Here is a 14,632-nt window from a genome sequence, read left to right as displayed (position 1 = left end):
CCACAATGACCGTAGTGAAGTCCCCCGAAAACAGCGCCCCAGTGGTCGAGATGCCCTCGACGCTCGACGAGCGCTACACACTGGAGCGCGGCCGCATCCTGGTGTCTGGCACGCAGGCACTGGTGCGCCTGCCGATGGTTCAGCGTCAGCGCGACCTTGCAGCGGGGCTCAACACAGCGGGCTATGTCTCGGGCTACCGCGGCTCACCCCTGGCCGGTTTCGATCGCGAGATGGGCAGTGCCAAGAAATATCTGAAGGCCAGCCATATCGTCTTCCAGCCCGGGCTTAACGAGGACATGGCGGCGACCGCCGTGTGGGGCACGCAGCAGACGGGTATGTTCCCCGGCGCGCGCTACGATGGCGTCTTCTCGATGTGGTACGGCAAGGGCCCTGGCGTCGACCGCACCATGGACGTCATCCGCCACGCCAATGCCGTCGGCACCAGCCAGCATGGCGGCGTGCTGCTGCTCGTCGGTGACGACCATGGCGCGGTGTCTTCCACCCTGCCCCACCAGAGCGAGCACAACTTGATCTCGGCCATGGTGCCGCTGCTGTCGCCGGCCGGCGTCGGGGAATATATCGACTACGGCCTGCTCGGCTGGGCGATGAGCCGCTATTCCGGCGCCTGGGTAGGCTTCAAGTGCCAGACCGAGATCGTCGAATGCTCGGCGACCGTCGATCTTGACCCGACCCGGCTCGAGATCGTCATCCCCGACCTGCCCCTGCCCGCCGACGGTCTGTCGATGCGCTGGCCCGACGGCCAGCAGGCGATGGAGCGCAGGCTCGAGACCAAGCTCGCGGCGGTGCTCGCCTTTGCCCGAGCCAATCGTCTCGACCGGCAGGTCTGGCCCTCCCCCACGGCCAAGCTCGGCATCGTCTCGACCGGCAAATCCTGGCTCGATCTCAAGGGCGCCCTGTCGCTGCTTGGCATCGACGAGGTGCGGGCGGCCGAACTCGGCATCTGCCTCTACAAGGTCGGCATGGTCTGGCCGCTGGAGCCGGAAGGCCTGCACGAATTCGCCGACGGGCTGGAGCAGGTGCTCGTCGTCGAGGAAAAGCGCCCGGTCATCGAGGAGCAGATCAAGTCGCTGCTGTTCAACCTGCCCGGCGACCGCCGGCCGCAGGTGTTCGGCAAGTCCGGGCCGGACGGCTCCCCTCTGCTGCCCTCGATCGGCGAGATCGGCGCGCTGTCGGTGGCGCGCGCCATCCTGAAATGGCTCGGCACGCAAGATGCGGGCCTCGCCGCCCGCGCGGCCGAGTTGTCGCAGGTCGGAGCCCCCTCCCCTGCCGAACCGGGCCTGCTCAACCGCGAGCCCTATTTCTGTTCCGGCTGCCCGCACTCGACCTCGACAGTGGTGCCCAAGGGCAGCCGCGCCTCGACCGGCATCGGCTGCCACATGATGGTGATCGGCATGGAGCGCGACACCTCGACCTTTACTCAGATGGGCGGCGAAGGCGGCTCGTGGATCGGGCTTTCGCCCTTCACCGACGAGAAACACATCTTCGTCAACATGGGCGACGGCACCTATTTCCATTCCGGCCTGCTGGCGATCCGCGCCGGCATCGCTGCCAAGGTCAACGCCACCTACAAGATCCTCTACAACGATGCGGTTGCCATGACCGGCGGCCAGCGCCATGACGGCGAGCTGACGGTGCCATCGATCGTCGGCCAGGTGCTGGCCGAGGGTGCCAAACAGGTGATTGTCGTCTCAGAGCGTCCGCACCTGCTGGCAGGCCAGTTGCCGCGTTCGGTCAATGTGCGTCATCGCGACGAACTCGATCAGGTCCAGCGCGAACTGCGCGAGGTCGAAGGCGTCACCGTGCTGGTCTACGACCAGGTCTGCGCCGCCGAAAAGCGCCGCCGCCGCAAGCGCGGCACCTATCCGGTTTCACCCAAGCGCGCCTTCATCAACGAGCTGGTCTGCGAGGGCTGCGGCGACTGCTCGGCGGTCTCCAACTGCATCTCGATCGAACCGCGCGAGACCGAGTTCGGCCGCAAGCGCGCCATCAACCAGTCGAGCTGCAACACCGACCTCTCCTGCACCAAGGGTTTCTGCCCGAGCTTCGTCACCATCGAGGGCGGACGCCTGCGCAAGCCGCGCGCCAAGGCCGCCGGCGGTGTCGATACCGCATTGGCGGAGCCGAACCGCCCTGCCCTCGGCACCGAGCCCTACAGCCTGCTGCTGACCGGCATCGGCGGCACCGGCGTCATCACCGTTAGCGCGATCCTGTCCCAGGCGGCCCATCTCGACGGCCTGTCGCTGGTGACGCTCGACCAGACCGGCTTGGCGCAGAAGAACGGTGCAGTGGTCTCGCATATCCGCCTGGCGCGGCAGCCCGAGCAGCTCAACGCCGCGCGCATCGGACCCGGCGAGGCCGATCTGGTACTCGGCTTCGATCTCGTGGTCGCTGCCTCGCAGAACGCCATCGCCACCTTCGGCAAGGGCCGGACCAGGACGGTGGTCGACGATCATTTCGCTCCGACCGCTTCGTTTGTGAAGGATACCACCATCGACTTCCGCGAGGGCGCAACCTTGCGCCGGCTGCGTAATGCCGGCGGCGAGGACGCGCTCACCACTCTGCCGGCCATGAAGCTCGCGACGGCCCTGTTCGGCGACGCCATTGCCGCCAACATGTTCCTGCTCGGCCACGCCTGGCAGAAGGGGTTCGTGCCGATCAGCCGCGAGGCGATTGAAAAGGCCATCGACCTCAATGGCGCCGGCGTCGCGATGAACCGTGCCGCCTTTGCCTGGGGCCGGCGCTCGGCCGAAGATCTGGACTTCGTCAGCCGCCAGGCGGGCATGTTGCCCGCCTCAGCTGCGCCCGAGGTCAAGACGCTCGACGAGATCGTCGCGCGACGCGTCGATTTTCTCAAAGGCTACCAGAACGCCGCCTATGCCGAGCGCTATCGTGCGCTGGTCGACAAGGCGCGGCAGGCCGAGACGCGGGCAGCACCTGGCCAGGAGGCATTCGCCCATGCGGTCGCCAAGGCCGCGTTCAAGCTGATGGCCTACAAGGACGAATATGAGGTTGCGCGGCTGCATCGCGATCCGGCGTTCCGCCAAAAGCTTTCCGAGCAGTTCGAAGGCGGCTTCAAGCTCCAGTACAATCTGGCGCCGCCCATGCTGACCCGCGTCGATCCGCGCACCGGCCATCCGGCCAAGATCGCCATCGGCCGCTGGATCGAGCCGGCCTTCGCCGTACTCGCCCGCCTCAAGGGCTTGCGCGGGACGTTCTTTGATCCCTTCGGCCGCACCGCCGAGCGCAAGATGGAGCGTCGCCTGATCGCGGACTATCTTGCGCTCGTCGAAGACCTCATTGCACGGCTGACGCCGGAGAACCTTTCGGCGGCCACCGAACTCGCCTGCCTGCCGGAAGAGGTTCGCGGCTATGGCCATGTCAAGCTCGCTTCCGTCGCGCGCTTCGAGAAGCGCAAGGCCGAACTGCTCGCAGCCTTTTCGCAGTCGGCGCCGATGGGGCAGGCGGCCTAGGCCGGCCTATCAACGCCCTGAATCGATCCCGGCTGACCGATTCAGCACTTTCATTGGACGCCAGATTCCGCCCTTGCGATTCTGGCGTCCATGGACCAGCCATCCCCAGCTTTGCATCTTCAGCGTCGTGACCCGAGCCGCAACATGGCGCGGTTCTATCGGCTGTCTGTCGAGCCGTCGCTGTTCGGCGATGCGGCTCTGGTTCGCGAATGGGGCCGCATCGGCACGTCGGGCAGGCGGCGCCTCGACTTGTTCGCCGACGCCGCCCAGGCCGATGACGCTCTGCGCCGGCTGGCCGCTTCCAAGCTCAGGCGCGGGTACCGCAACGCCGGTTGACAGCTGTCAACGAGTTCCCGACGACCCCGAAACGACCTGGCAGCACGTCGTTTCGTCCCCGTCGCAATGGTTAATTTCCGTTAACTATAAATAAGTTGACTCGACTCGGGCGCTCCAGCACCCTGTTACGGTAATTTGACGTATTTCGATGTGCCCGGCGTAACTGCTTCATCGATCCGTTATCCACGCTCCAGCACGTAAAAACTGGTGAAGGCGTAACCCGGATTCGGATTCCGCAGCGAATCGGCGCATAAACCGTAGCAGGCTTGTCTGGCCGTCGTGTAGCACGCGGCCGGGTAGCCGAGAGGGGACTAAAGAACTTGGCAGGGGCTGTTCAAACACGGGCGGAAAACGCGAGCGAAGAGGTGGAGTCCATGGCGACCGACCGTGCCATTGCCCGCGACGCCGAGATGCTTTCGGCACAGCTGCAGGCGATGCGCGACCGGCTGTTCTCGCCGACCTCGAAGAAGGCACTTCGCAAGTTTTCGAGTGGCGAGGCAGCACGCCTGATCGGCGTCTCCGACGGCTATCTCAGGCAGTTGTCCATCGCCGGCGAAGGCCCGCAGCCCGAGACCGGGGCAGGGGGGCGCCGCTACTACGCGCTCGACGACATCAACGGGCTGCGCCGGCATCTCGCCGAGCAGAACCCGACCAAGGCGCGCCACTACCTGCCGCGCCGCGACGCCGCGCGCGGCGAGCACATGCAGGTCATCGCCGTCACCAACTTCAAGGGCGGCTCCGGCAAAACCACGACCAGCACCCATCTCGCCCAGCATTTGGCGCTTGCCGGTTATCGCGTGCTCGCCATAGATCTTGATCCGCAGGCCTCGATGTCGGCGCTGTTCGGCTATCAGCCCGAACTCGACCTGAACGGTAACGACACGCTGTATGGCGCGATCCGCTATGACGAGGAGCGCCGGCCGCTCTCCGAGATCATCCGCCGGACCTATTTCGACGGTCTCGACTTCGTGCCGGGAAATCTGGAGCTGCAAGAGTTCGAGCACACCACGCCGCAGATGCTGGCTGCGCGCCAGGCGGGCGACAGCAAGGCGATGTTCTTTGCGCGCGTTCAGGAAGCGCTGCAGACCGTTGCCGACAATTACGACGTCGTCGTCATGGACTGCCCGCCGCAGCTCGGCTTCCTGACCTTGTCGGCGCTGTGCGCGGCGACATCGGTGCTGGTGACCATCCACCCGCAGATGCTGGACGTCGCGTCCATGAGCCAGTTCCTGTTCATGACGGCCGATCTGTTGTCGGTCGTGCGGGAAGCGGGCGGCGAGCTCAATTTTGACTTCATGCGCTATCTGATCACGCGTTACGAACCCAATGACGGACCACAGACGCAGATCGTCGGCTTCCTGCGTTCGCTGTTCGGCGATCGCGTGCTGACCGCGCCGCTGGTCAAGTCCACTGCTTTTTCCGACGCCGGCCTGACCAAGCAGACGCTCTACGAAGTGGCGCGCGAAAGCTTCAGCCGGGCCACCTATGACCGCGCCATGGAGTCGTTGACAGCTGTCAACGACGAGGTCGAAGGCCTGATGGTCAAGGCCTGGAACCGGGCAGGCTGAGGGAGGCTGAGATGGCACAGAACCGCAAGGATCAGCTCAAGGCACTGTTTGGCACCGGCGAGCCGGCACCCGCGACTGCAGAGCCCACCGAGACCACGCCGGTCAAGGCAGTGGAAGCAGAAGCGCCGGCGCGGCCGCGCAGCGCCTCGGGCGCGGTCAAGGCGATGGGACTCTCCCTCGGGGGCCTGTCCAGGGAGATCGAGGAAGCGCGCCGGCTCAAGGAAACTCTCGACACGGCCGAACGCGTGGTCCCGGTGGATACCGGGCTGATCGAGGCTTCCTTTGTCGCCGACCGACTCGACCATGGCGATCACGATGCCGACTTCGAAGCGCTGGTGGCAAGCATCGAGGCATCGGGCCAGCAGGTGCCGGTGCTGCTGCGTCCGCATCCGGACAAGCCCGGTCGTTTCCAGACGGCTTACGGCCATCGCCGCGTGCGGGCTGCCAGCCGGCTCGGCGTTCCCGTCCTGGCGATCGTGCGGCCGCTCTCCGACATCGAGTTGGTACTTGCCCAGGGCAAGGAAAACAGCGAGCGCCGCGACCTCTCCTTCATCGAACGTGCGCTGTTCGCCCACGAACTGATCGGCCGGGGTTTCGAACGCGGCCTGGTGCAGGATGCGCTGTCGCTGCACAAGGCGGAGATGACACGCTTCCTGCAGGTGGCGGATGCGGTGCCCGAGCACATCGTGCGTGCCATCGGTGCTGCGCCCAAGGTCGGCCGTCCGCGCTGGATGGCGCTGGCCGATCTGCTCAAGAGCGAGGCGGCCCGGGTCAAGGCCAACGACGAGATATCCAGCGCGCGGTTTCGCGAAGCGACGAGCGACGAGCGTTTCAACCTGCTGTTCACGAGGCTGCAGCGCAAAGTCGCCAAGACCGATGGTGCTCGCGAAATTCGCGACGGCAAGGGCAGGGCGGTGGCTCACTTGACGGTCGCCAAGGGCAAGGCCCGCATCGATTTCGTGGAAAAGGTCGCCGAGGGTTTCGAGGATTTTCTCGGCGAGGAACTGCCCAGGCTGCTGCAAAGGTTCGAACAGGAGCGCGCGGACGCGAACGGGCAGAACTAGAATTGTCCATGTCTGGCGAATCGGGCGCATGCTTGAAAGCAGCGCCCAGCGGATGTGGAGCGGAGTGTGTCAGTACCTAGTGCGTAGAGGATTGGAACCAGAAGGATAGACGCAAGAAAAAGGCCCCCGAAACGTCGCCATTCCGGAAGCCCTCATCAATGTAGCAATTGTGAGAGAATCATTTCCGGACCGACTTGTCAACCACTGGACGCGTTCCGGAACGCCTTTGGCTTGCCTCGACAAGAGGTGAACGAAGATGATCGAGCATATCTCGACGACGCCCTTTGGGCGGCGGTCGCTATCGCTTGCCATGGTGGCAGGGCAGATGGCGGCCGACAGCTGTGCGCCAGGCGCCAGCGCCAACAAGTGGCAGGTGTTTCGCGCCGTGTGCGAGGCCAAGGGGCTGCTGGGTGCGAGCGATCGCGCGCTGGCTGTGCTCAACGCATTGTTGAGCTTCCATCCGGACGCGGATCTCGCGGAAGGGGAGGGGCTTGTGGTGTTTCCTTCCAACGCGCAGCTGGCGCTTCGCGCGCATGGCATGGCGCCGGCGACGCTGAGGCGCCATCTCTCCGTGCTTGTCGACTGCGGCCTGGTCGTGCGTCGCGACAGCCCTAACGGCAAGCGCTACGCTCGGAAGGGTTCCGGTGGCGAGATCGAACAGGCTTTCGGCTTCGACCTGACGCCGCTTCTCGCACGTGCCGAAGAGTTTGAGCGCATGGCTGAGGCCGTTCGGGCCGAGAGGCGCGCGCTGCAGCTCCTGCGGGAGCGTATCACCATCCTGCGCCGGGACATTGCCAAGATGATCTCGTTCGGCCTGGAAGAGGGCATTGCTGCCGATTGGCAGCGCTTGCATCTCGAATATCGCGAGATAGTTGCGCAGATTCCGCGCACTGCAAGCCGACTTGAGCTCGAGCCCGTAGCCACCGAACTGGCCTCGCTCGCCCAGGAGGTGCGTAACGCGCTGGAAAGTCACGTTAAATCGAAGAAAACAAGCGCCAATGAGTCTCATTTTGAGCGTCACATACAGAATTCAAATACACAACCTCATGAACTTGAACCCGGCCTCGAAGAAGACCAGGGAGCGACGGTGGCGCAAAAGCTGGAAACCAGGAGCCAGCCGCCGACGGGATATCCACTTGGCATGGTGCTGCGTGCCTGCCCCGATATTGCCGACTACGCACGAAACGGCATTTCGGGCTGGGCCGATCTGGTGGAGACGGCGAATTTGGTGCGCGGCGCGCTCGGCGTGAGCCCGGATGCGTGGAACCAGGCCTGCGAGGCGATGGGAGCGGTGGACGCCGCGATCATGGTGGCAGCGATGCTGCAGAAGGGTGAGGCGATTGCGAGCCCTGGCGGCTACCTGCGCAGCCTGACGGCGAAGGCGCATGCCGGCGAGTTCTCCATCGGGCCGGTGCTGATGGCCTTGCTTCGGGGCAGGGGAGGGGCTCAGGCGAGGGCGGGGTGAGGAACTGGCCGGTGAACCGCGAGAATGCCTGGTCGCCGGCGGGTTGCGTCAGCAGCGGTTGTGCGCGCGGGATTGAGCCGCTTCGTTCAGGTGCGGCGCGCCCTGCAAAACCTAGCCAATGGCTGTGACGGGCAACCCCGGGAATTTTCCACCAGTCCCAAATTCCCAGGCCAATTTCAGCTCGGCCAAGATTGCAGTCGACGGGGGATTGCCCTATATGTTGCCATACAAACCGGTCAAGGGATAAGGCAATGGCTACGCTGGCGAAAAAATCGGCTCAAGCTTCGGGCTCCGGCGACAAGGCCCTGGTACTGACCTTCATGGATGGTTCGGGCCGGATTGCCATTGATCGCGTCGCCGACAGTTTCGGCATGTCCAAGACGCAGCTCGCCGAAACCGTCGGCCTGGCGCGGGAGTCGCTCTACAAGGCGGCACGCGTCGGGACCCTCAAGACGCAGGCACGGGTGCGCGAAATGCTCGAGATCATCAGCCGGGTGTCTGAATGGGCCGGCGGCAAGGAACAGGCGATGGCCTGGTACCGGGCCCAGCCGATCCCGGCATTCGGCGGCAGGACTGCGGAAGCCCTGGTCAAGGACGGCAAGGCCGGTGCCGTGCGCGACTATCTCGACCACCTCGCTGTCGGCGGTTTTGCTTGAGGTTTTCAGGCACCTGCTACCGGGCGCATGACCCGCGCTGGTCGTTTCAGCCGATTTCGGGCGAGGGCGCGGCGATACGTGGCGCCCGCTTCAACCCGAAGGGCACGCCGACGCTCTATCTGGCACTCGGCATCATGACCGCGGTCAAGGAAGCCAACCAGGGTTTTGCGCACCGTATCGATCCGTGCGTGCTTTGCTCCTATGAGGTCGACTGCGACGACATCGTCGATCTGCGCACACCGCAGGCCCGAGACGCTGCGTCGGTCCGCTTCGAGGATATGGCTTGTGGCTGGATGAGCTTCCTTGCCGAAGGGGAGCGGCCGCCATCCTGGACGATACACGACTGGCTTTTCCCGCAAGGGGTGGCCGGCATCCTGGTGCCCAGCTTCGCACCGGGCGCTGATGCGGAGGACCATAACCTGGTCCTGTGGAACTGGGGTGGCAAGCCGCCGCACAAGGTCACTGTCATCGACCCTGATGGGCGACTGCCGAAAAACCAGCTGTCCTGGGGCTAAAATGCGTCTCGTGGTGTTCAGACGAGCAGTCTCGCGGCCTTTCCGAGCTTGCGTTCTGCATCGTTGTAGTAGCTCGAGGCCTGGTTGACCGAGCGGTGCTGCGACTGTTGCATGGCGTCGAGAAGCGGGATGCCGCGCCGGGCGGCCTCGGTGAGATAGCCCGAACGCAGGCCGTGGGCGGAGAACTCCGCCGGATCCAGCCCGGCCTCGGCGATGCGGCGCTTGAGGATCAGGTTAACCGCCTGCGGGGTCAGCGCGCGGCGCTGGAGATGGCCCCAGCGGTCGATCGCGCGGAACACCGGACCATCGGTGAACCCGGCCCGCGCGATCCAGCCCTGCAGTGCAGTCACGGGCCGACCGATCAGGTAGACGCCGGCTCCGGCATCGGCGTTGCCGGTCTTGGTGCGGCCGAGCCTGATCATCAGGCAGGGCAGCTTTTCCGTGCCGTCGGGATCATTGGGATCGGCCGGCACCGGGGCCTCCTCCACCAGATGTTCGACGCGCAGGGCGGCAACTTCGCTGCGGCGGCGGCCGCCGGAGGCGAAGGCGGTGGTCAGCAGAGCACGATCGCGGCAATCGACTAGGCTGTCGCCGGCACAGGCCTTCAGCACGGCTGCCAGGACGTCTGACGTGATGGCCTTCTGGCTCTTGCGCTGGCGCGTCCGATCGGTGGCACGCACGGCGAGCTTGACCGCGCTCTTGAGTCCAGGGGCGTTGAAGTGGCCCTGCATGCCGCGCCATTTGGTCAGTGTCGACCAGCTCGACAGCTTTCGTCGGACGGTGGCCGGCGCATGCGGTCTGTTTGTCACTTTCAGGAGACCTTCGGACCGGAGAGCCGCTTCGACGGTGTCGGGCATGCCGTGGGTAAAATCGGTCTCACGCCGGGAACGGTCCCAGAGATGGTGGGCGACGAATTTCAGCAGCAGCACCTCGGGTGCCGGCCAGGGCAGGGGCTCGCCCGTCGCCGCCCGCGCCCACGCCTCGAGATAGAAGAGATCGGAGGCGAGTGCCCGCAGCGAATTGTCGCCGAGCCCGGCCTGGACGAGATGGCGCAGCGTGGCGACGTCGTCGTCGCTGAGAACGCCGGCCAGCAACTCGCGGCGATCGAAGGGCAAGACAGCGTCGAGCGCATCCAGTGTCTCGGCGCGGCGAGCGACGTCGTCGGCATTGGAGAGGGCGGGCCGTTTTGGGGCCATGAGGCATCTTTCCCCGGTGGAATTTCCGGCCACAGCCGGTGGGATTGGCCCGGATTCTAGCCGTTTCGCGCGCCAAAACAATCACTATCGATAAGAAGTGATTATCAATAGTGATTTTTCAACTTCGAGGAACCATCAGTCGGTAAAGCTATACGCTATATAGCTTTAGGTAAGAGAATCGATTATAGCGTTAACAATGAGTTACCGGATCGAGTCCCTGCCCACGCAACAGCTATTCGGCCCGGCCATGCAGGCAACCGAGGCGCTGGTCCGGCTCGACGAGCGCATCGCCCGATCGCCGGTGGCCAAGGGTTTGTCGAGCGCAGCCATTTTGCCGATGCGGCGTCGTCATTGTGGCTCGATGGCGAACTGGTCCATGTCGAGGACCTCGTGCTGCACGATGCGCATATGGACCGGCGCGCCCCGACGCACGAACTGACAAGGCCTATGAAATCCTGCGCCTCAGGCTCCAGATCCTCGGCAACAGGCCGGACTGGGCGCTCGGTCGCGAGGGGGGTCTACAGTATCAGAGTCCCCGGACTGCAAATCCCCCGGTTCATTCCAAAAGCAAACCGCATTAGCGTTCGGTTGCAGCCTGGAAGGCAGGAAGGCTTGCCTCGATCATGTCTGCAGTGCCCGTCAGGCTGATCCGGAAATCCGCGGGCCGGTCGAAGAGCGTTCCCGGCATCACGAAGACACCCTGATCCGCCAGTCTGCGGGTAAAGCCAACCGAGTCCCCGCCGGGCGTGCGCCCCCAGAGGTAGAATGTGCCTTCTGGCTTGGTCATGCTGTAGCCCCATTGCGTCAGCGCGCCGTGCAGCCGGTCGCGCTTGCGCTGCAGTTCGCCGATGTCGATGCTAATCCTTTCAAGATCGGCGACCGCATATTGCAGCGGTGCATCGGGAAAATTCCAGCCGCCACCGACCTGCGAAGTCAAAGCCGCCGCGCGCAAGGCTTCCTTGTCGGCCTCGGGCATGGAGGGGCATATCGCGAGGTAGCCGATGCGCAGGCCCGGCGCGAGCAGGATCTTGCCATAGCTGTAGTCGATGAGCGTGTGAGGATAGACGGCGGCTGGGCTGGTGAAGGGCACGCCGTCGAAGCGGATGCGGCGGTAGGGTTCGTCGGACAGGATGAAGATTGGGCGGCCAAGCTCCGCCGACTTGCGGGTCAGCATGGCAGCGAGTTCGGTCAGACGTTCCCGGCTGTAGATGACGCCCGTCGGATTGTGCGGGGTGTTGACGACCACGATCCGCGTGCGGGGCAAGATCGCGGCTTCGATGGCGGCCACATCGAGGTCGAATGTTCCTTCGGCGAGCGGGACCGGAACCGGCACCGCATTGCGGGCGCGCAGCGTGGTGGCGTAGCAGAACCAGCCCGGCTGCGGGATGATGCATTCGTCGCCGGGGTCAAGCAGCAGGGAAAAGGCGAGCGCGATCGCACCGAAGGCGCCCTGTGTCATCGCGATGTCCTCGGGTTGGAACGGCAGCCCGAGTTCGGCGCCAAGGGCCTCGGCGATCACCGTGCGCGGTTCCTCTTCGCTGGTCTTGTAGGCGAACCAGTTCGCACTTTTCGGCTCCATCCGGGCCTTGATCGCCGCCACCATCGCAGGCAGCGGCATTTCGTGCGGATTGCCGAAGGTGAGATCGGCGCGCACATCCTTGTCGTCGACGCCGTCGCGATAGCTGCTGAAAAACCTGAAGACCGTGTCGATGGCGTCGGCCGACGAAATCGCGCGTGCGGACAGAATACTCATGGGGTCGCTCCCGATGTTTCGGCAGCATGCGTTAGGGTAGCGCCAGAGTAAACGGCTTGAGGCAAGATGGACGTTCCTGAGTGATCTGGGCGATCAGCTCGAAGGGCGGATTGTGGACTTCGAGGCGTTCCGACCTGATCTGGAAAAAGGCGCTTGCCCATGCGAGCGGGCGGCACGGTGGCCGACCGCCGTATGATCCTGTGATGATGTTGAAGGTGTTGGTGATCCAGACGGCGAACAATCTGTCGGACGAGCGCACCGAGTTCCTGATCGACGACCGGCTGTCATTCATGCGGCACCCTGAGGTCACCTGCCAGGCAGCCTTAGCTTTGCGCGACCGTGATCGCGTCGACCATCCATGGCGCCACTGCGACGAGCGGCGGCATGTAGCTCTTCTGCACAGCGCGCCGGCAGATTGTCGAAAGCTGCTTGGCGAAGCTGCCCATCTCGCCTTGCCTGACAACCAGATAGATGTGCCGCGAGAACCCCGCTCCGGGGAGTTGGAGAACCTGGATTGCGGGCGCCAGCGAAATGCATTTTCTGACGCACACCGGTGTCAGGATCGACCATCCGACGCCGGAGGCAACCAGGCTGACGATCGATTCAATCGTGTCGCAAGAGAACGCCTGCGGTACCTCGAGTCTCATTCGGCGAAAATGCTGTTCGACCCGTTGGGCGATTCCGGTGGTGGTGCCCGAGCGGATCATGGGGAACCGCGTGGCGAAGCTGCGAAACTCGCTTTCATCTCCAAAAGGCGGCTCGCCGCGAGATACGAGCACCACGAACTGCTCCTGAAACAGCTCAAACCGTTCGAAGCCGTCGACATCGTCGAACGGATCGGCCGAGATCACCGCATCGAGTTCACGCTTGAGCAGCCGCTGGCGTAGCGGCTCCATGAATCCTGTCGCAACCGAGATCGAGCCGACGCGGTCGCGAAGCGCCTTTATCAGTATCGGAACCAGCGGATCGGACAAGGAGTCGATCAGGCCCAGGCGCAGTTGCGGGATCATCCGGACGTCGGCGCTCTGCAACTGCGCAGGTACCGCAGATGCTTCGGCGATCAGGCGCTCGGCAACATTGACCAGCTTTTGACCGGCCAGAGTTGGCTTGAGCGGTCGCGAACCACGCTCGATCAGCGAAACACCGAGACGCCGCTCCAAATTCAATATCTGCCGCGAGACTGCCGACTGTGTCAGGTCGGCATGGGCTGCGGCGGCAGTCATGCTGCCTGTCCTGCAGACAGTGATGAAAATCTCCAGAGCCTGAAGGTCAAAGCCCAGCCGGCTGACCACCATCTGGTTGTGCGCAGTCGAATTCGTCACCATTGCACACCGCTACTATGAATCTGAATCATGTTATTCAGAAATGTCGGTAATCGTCAACCTCCGCTCCAACGCGAAACATTTCGCGACATCTTTTGCGAACTGTGACGCAAGATGCTGTAATTAAGGCGTAATTTGGCATCCTTGCGCGCACCAATACAACGTCCAGCCAATGCCCGAGCTGGAACGTTTGCGGTTTCCAGGAGATGCGACAGATTCATTATGTTTGCGCCCAACGCCCGTCTCCAATATTCCAACGCCATCGGTTTTTTTGGAGGAATGAACCAAATGCTTACCAGACGCATGTTCGGAATTGCAGCGCTTGGCCTGGCCTGCGCAGTTTCCTATGCCGCCCCCAGCTGGGCTGAGACCACGCTCGAGAAGATCCAGCGGACAAAGAAGGTTACCGTTGGAACCGAGGCTGCCTATCCGCCCTTCGAATTCGTCAAGGACGGCCAGATCGTCGGCTTCGGCAAGGATCTGCTCGATGAGATCGCCAAGCAGTGGGGCGTAGAGGTCGAGCAACTCGACCTGCCCTTCCAAGGCATCCTGCCGGGCCTCATTGCCGGCAAGTTCGATTTCGTGGCCACCTCGGTTGGCATCAACCCGGAGCGGGCCAAGCGCTACGCCTACACCTTGCCTATTGCCGACAGCACCGCCTATGCCATGAAGAAGGTCGGCAATGCCGACATCAAGACGGTCGAAGACCTGAAAGGCAAGGTTGTGTCGACGCAGCTTGCTTCGGCGGTCGATCCGGTTGCCAAGGCCCTGGATGAGCGCCTGAAGGCCAGCGGTGAAGGCTTTGCCGATCTCAAGCTGTTCCCGACATTCAATGACTCATTCCTTGCCGTCGCAAATGGCACGTCAGACGCTGCACTTGCCGGCCTGCCGGTCTTGCAGAACCTGATGAACGAGCGCCCCGGCATCTTCGAGCTGGTCGGCAAGGCTGCGGTGGTGCCGAGCTACAATGCATGGGTCGTACGTCCCGAGGACCAGGACCTGCGCGATGCGGTCAATGCAGCGATCCTCGAACTCAAGAAGAGCGGCAAGCTGGCCGAATTGCAGCAAAAGTGGCTCGGCATGACCTACGATCTGCCCGAGAAGGGCTACCTGCCAGAGGGCGCTCGCTAACACCTCCCTGGCGGTCCCGACGCCAAGGGCCCGGGACCGGCATGACCACGAAAATCGGAAACGATCTTCGAACGGGACCATGCGCAATTTCAAGATCCTACAGCGTCCCTTGTGTGCTCAACAGGACGAGCGGCG

Annotated in this window: 12 protein-coding genes and 1 pseudogene; 10 read left to right on the top strand and 3 right to left on the bottom strand. The window is 63.8% G+C overall.

Annotated features, from left to right (window positions below; translation table 11 throughout):
- Positions 1 to 5: 5 nt before the first annotated feature.
- The 7 genes from O1Y97_RS24955 (at position 6) to O1Y97_RS24925 (ending at position 9,095) form a co-directional block, all read left to right on the top strand.
- Positions 6 to 3,491, top strand: a complete 3,486-nt coding sequence (locus O1Y97_RS24955; protein ID WP_268738245.1) for an indolepyruvate ferredoxin oxidoreductase family protein — start codon at positions 6 to 8, stop codon at positions 3,489 to 3,491.
- Between the two features lie 144 nt (positions 3,492 to 3,635).
- Positions 3,636 to 3,827, top strand: coding sequence for a WGR domain-containing protein (locus tag O1Y97_RS24950; RefSeq protein WP_245439995.1), 192 nt, complete (start codon positions 3,636 to 3,638; stop codon positions 3,825 to 3,827).
- A 374-nt stretch (positions 3,828 to 4,201) separates the two neighbouring features.
- Positions 4,202 to 5,395 carry a plasmid partitioning protein RepA gene (gene repA, locus O1Y97_RS24945; protein ID WP_268738243.1) on the top strand — a complete coding sequence of 398 codons (1,194 nt, stop codon included), beginning with the start codon at positions 4,202 to 4,204 and terminating at the stop codon, positions 5,393 to 5,395.
- Positions 5,396 to 5,406: 11 nt separating this feature from the next.
- Entirely contained in the window at positions 5,407 to 6,459 is a 1,053-nt protein-coding gene (gene repB, locus O1Y97_RS24940) for a plasmid partitioning protein RepB (protein ID WP_268738242.1), read from the top strand.
- A 256-nt stretch (positions 6,460 to 6,715) separates the two neighbouring features.
- Positions 6,716 to 7,924: a plasmid replication protein RepC gene (repC, locus tag O1Y97_RS24935; RefSeq protein WP_268738241.1), complete on the top strand. Its 1,209-nt coding sequence runs from the start codon at positions 6,716 to 6,718 to the stop codon at positions 7,922 to 7,924.
- 251 nt (positions 7,925 to 8,175) lie between these two features.
- The gene (locus O1Y97_RS24930; RefSeq protein ID WP_268738240.1) at positions 8,176 to 8,580 is read left to right on the top strand and encodes an antitoxin Xre/MbcA/ParS toxin-binding domain-containing protein; all 405 of its coding nucleotides are present in this window, start codon (positions 8,176 to 8,178) and stop codon (positions 8,578 to 8,580) included.
- On the top strand, positions 8,577 to 9,095 hold the full coding sequence (locus O1Y97_RS24925) for an RES family NAD+ phosphorylase (protein ID WP_268738239.1): 519 nt from the start codon (positions 8,577 to 8,579) through the stop codon (positions 9,093 to 9,095). Before O1Y97_RS24930 ends, O1Y97_RS24925 begins: the two co-directional genes overlap by 4 nt.
- A 17-nt stretch (positions 9,096 to 9,112) precedes the next feature.
- On the opposite strand, the gene O1Y97_RS24920 is transcribed toward O1Y97_RS24925, so the two are convergent.
- The gene (locus O1Y97_RS24920) at positions 9,113 to 10,291 is read right to left on the bottom strand and encodes a site-specific integrase (protein WP_268738238.1); all 1,179 of its coding nucleotides are present in this window, start codon (positions 10,289 to 10,291) and stop codon (positions 9,113 to 9,115) included.
- 196 nt (positions 10,292 to 10,487) lie between these two features.
- Between O1Y97_RS24920 and O1Y97_RS24915 the strand changes: the two genes are divergently transcribed.
- On the top strand, positions 10,488 to 10,730 hold the full coding sequence (locus tag O1Y97_RS24915) for a hypothetical protein (protein ID WP_404801308.1): 243 nt from the start codon (positions 10,488 to 10,490) through the stop codon (positions 10,728 to 10,730).
- A 138-nt stretch (positions 10,731 to 10,868) separates the two neighbouring features.
- On the opposite strand, the gene O1Y97_RS24910 is transcribed toward O1Y97_RS24915, so the two are convergent.
- The gene (locus tag O1Y97_RS24910) at positions 10,869 to 12,044 is read right to left on the bottom strand and encodes an aminotransferase class I/II-fold pyridoxal phosphate-dependent enzyme (RefSeq protein WP_268738237.1); all 1,176 of its coding nucleotides are present in this window, start codon (positions 12,042 to 12,044) and stop codon (positions 10,869 to 10,871) included.
- A gap of 76 nt (positions 12,045 to 12,120) precedes the next feature.
- Between O1Y97_RS24910 and O1Y97_RS24905 the strand changes: the two are divergent.
- Positions 12,121 to 12,340, top strand: a pseudogene (locus O1Y97_RS24905) (transposase); the annotation flags it as partial.
- A 27-nt stretch (positions 12,341 to 12,367) separates the two neighbouring features.
- On the opposite strand, the gene O1Y97_RS24900 reads toward O1Y97_RS24905, so the two are convergent.
- Positions 12,368 to 13,339, bottom strand: a complete 972-nt coding sequence (locus O1Y97_RS24900; RefSeq protein WP_108610363.1) for a LysR family transcriptional regulator — start codon at positions 13,337 to 13,339, stop codon at positions 12,368 to 12,370.
- A gap of 315 nt (positions 13,340 to 13,654) precedes the next feature.
- Here O1Y97_RS24900 and O1Y97_RS24895 point away from each other — a divergent pair, with 315 nt between their 5' ends.
- Positions 13,655 to 14,497: a transporter substrate-binding domain-containing protein gene (locus O1Y97_RS24895; protein WP_108610364.1), complete on the top strand. Its 843-nt coding sequence runs from the start codon at positions 13,655 to 13,657 to the stop codon at positions 14,495 to 14,497.
- The last annotated feature ends 135 nt before the right edge of the window (positions 14,498 to 14,632 follow it).

Source organism: Aminobacter niigataensis, from assembly GCF_946995915.1.
GTDB classification, from domain to species: domain Bacteria; phylum Pseudomonadota; class Alphaproteobacteria; order Rhizobiales; family Rhizobiaceae; genus Aminobacter; species Aminobacter niigataensis.
The sequence above is the reverse complement of the archived record's forward strand: the minus strand, read 5'-3'. Positions and strand labels throughout refer to the sequence as shown.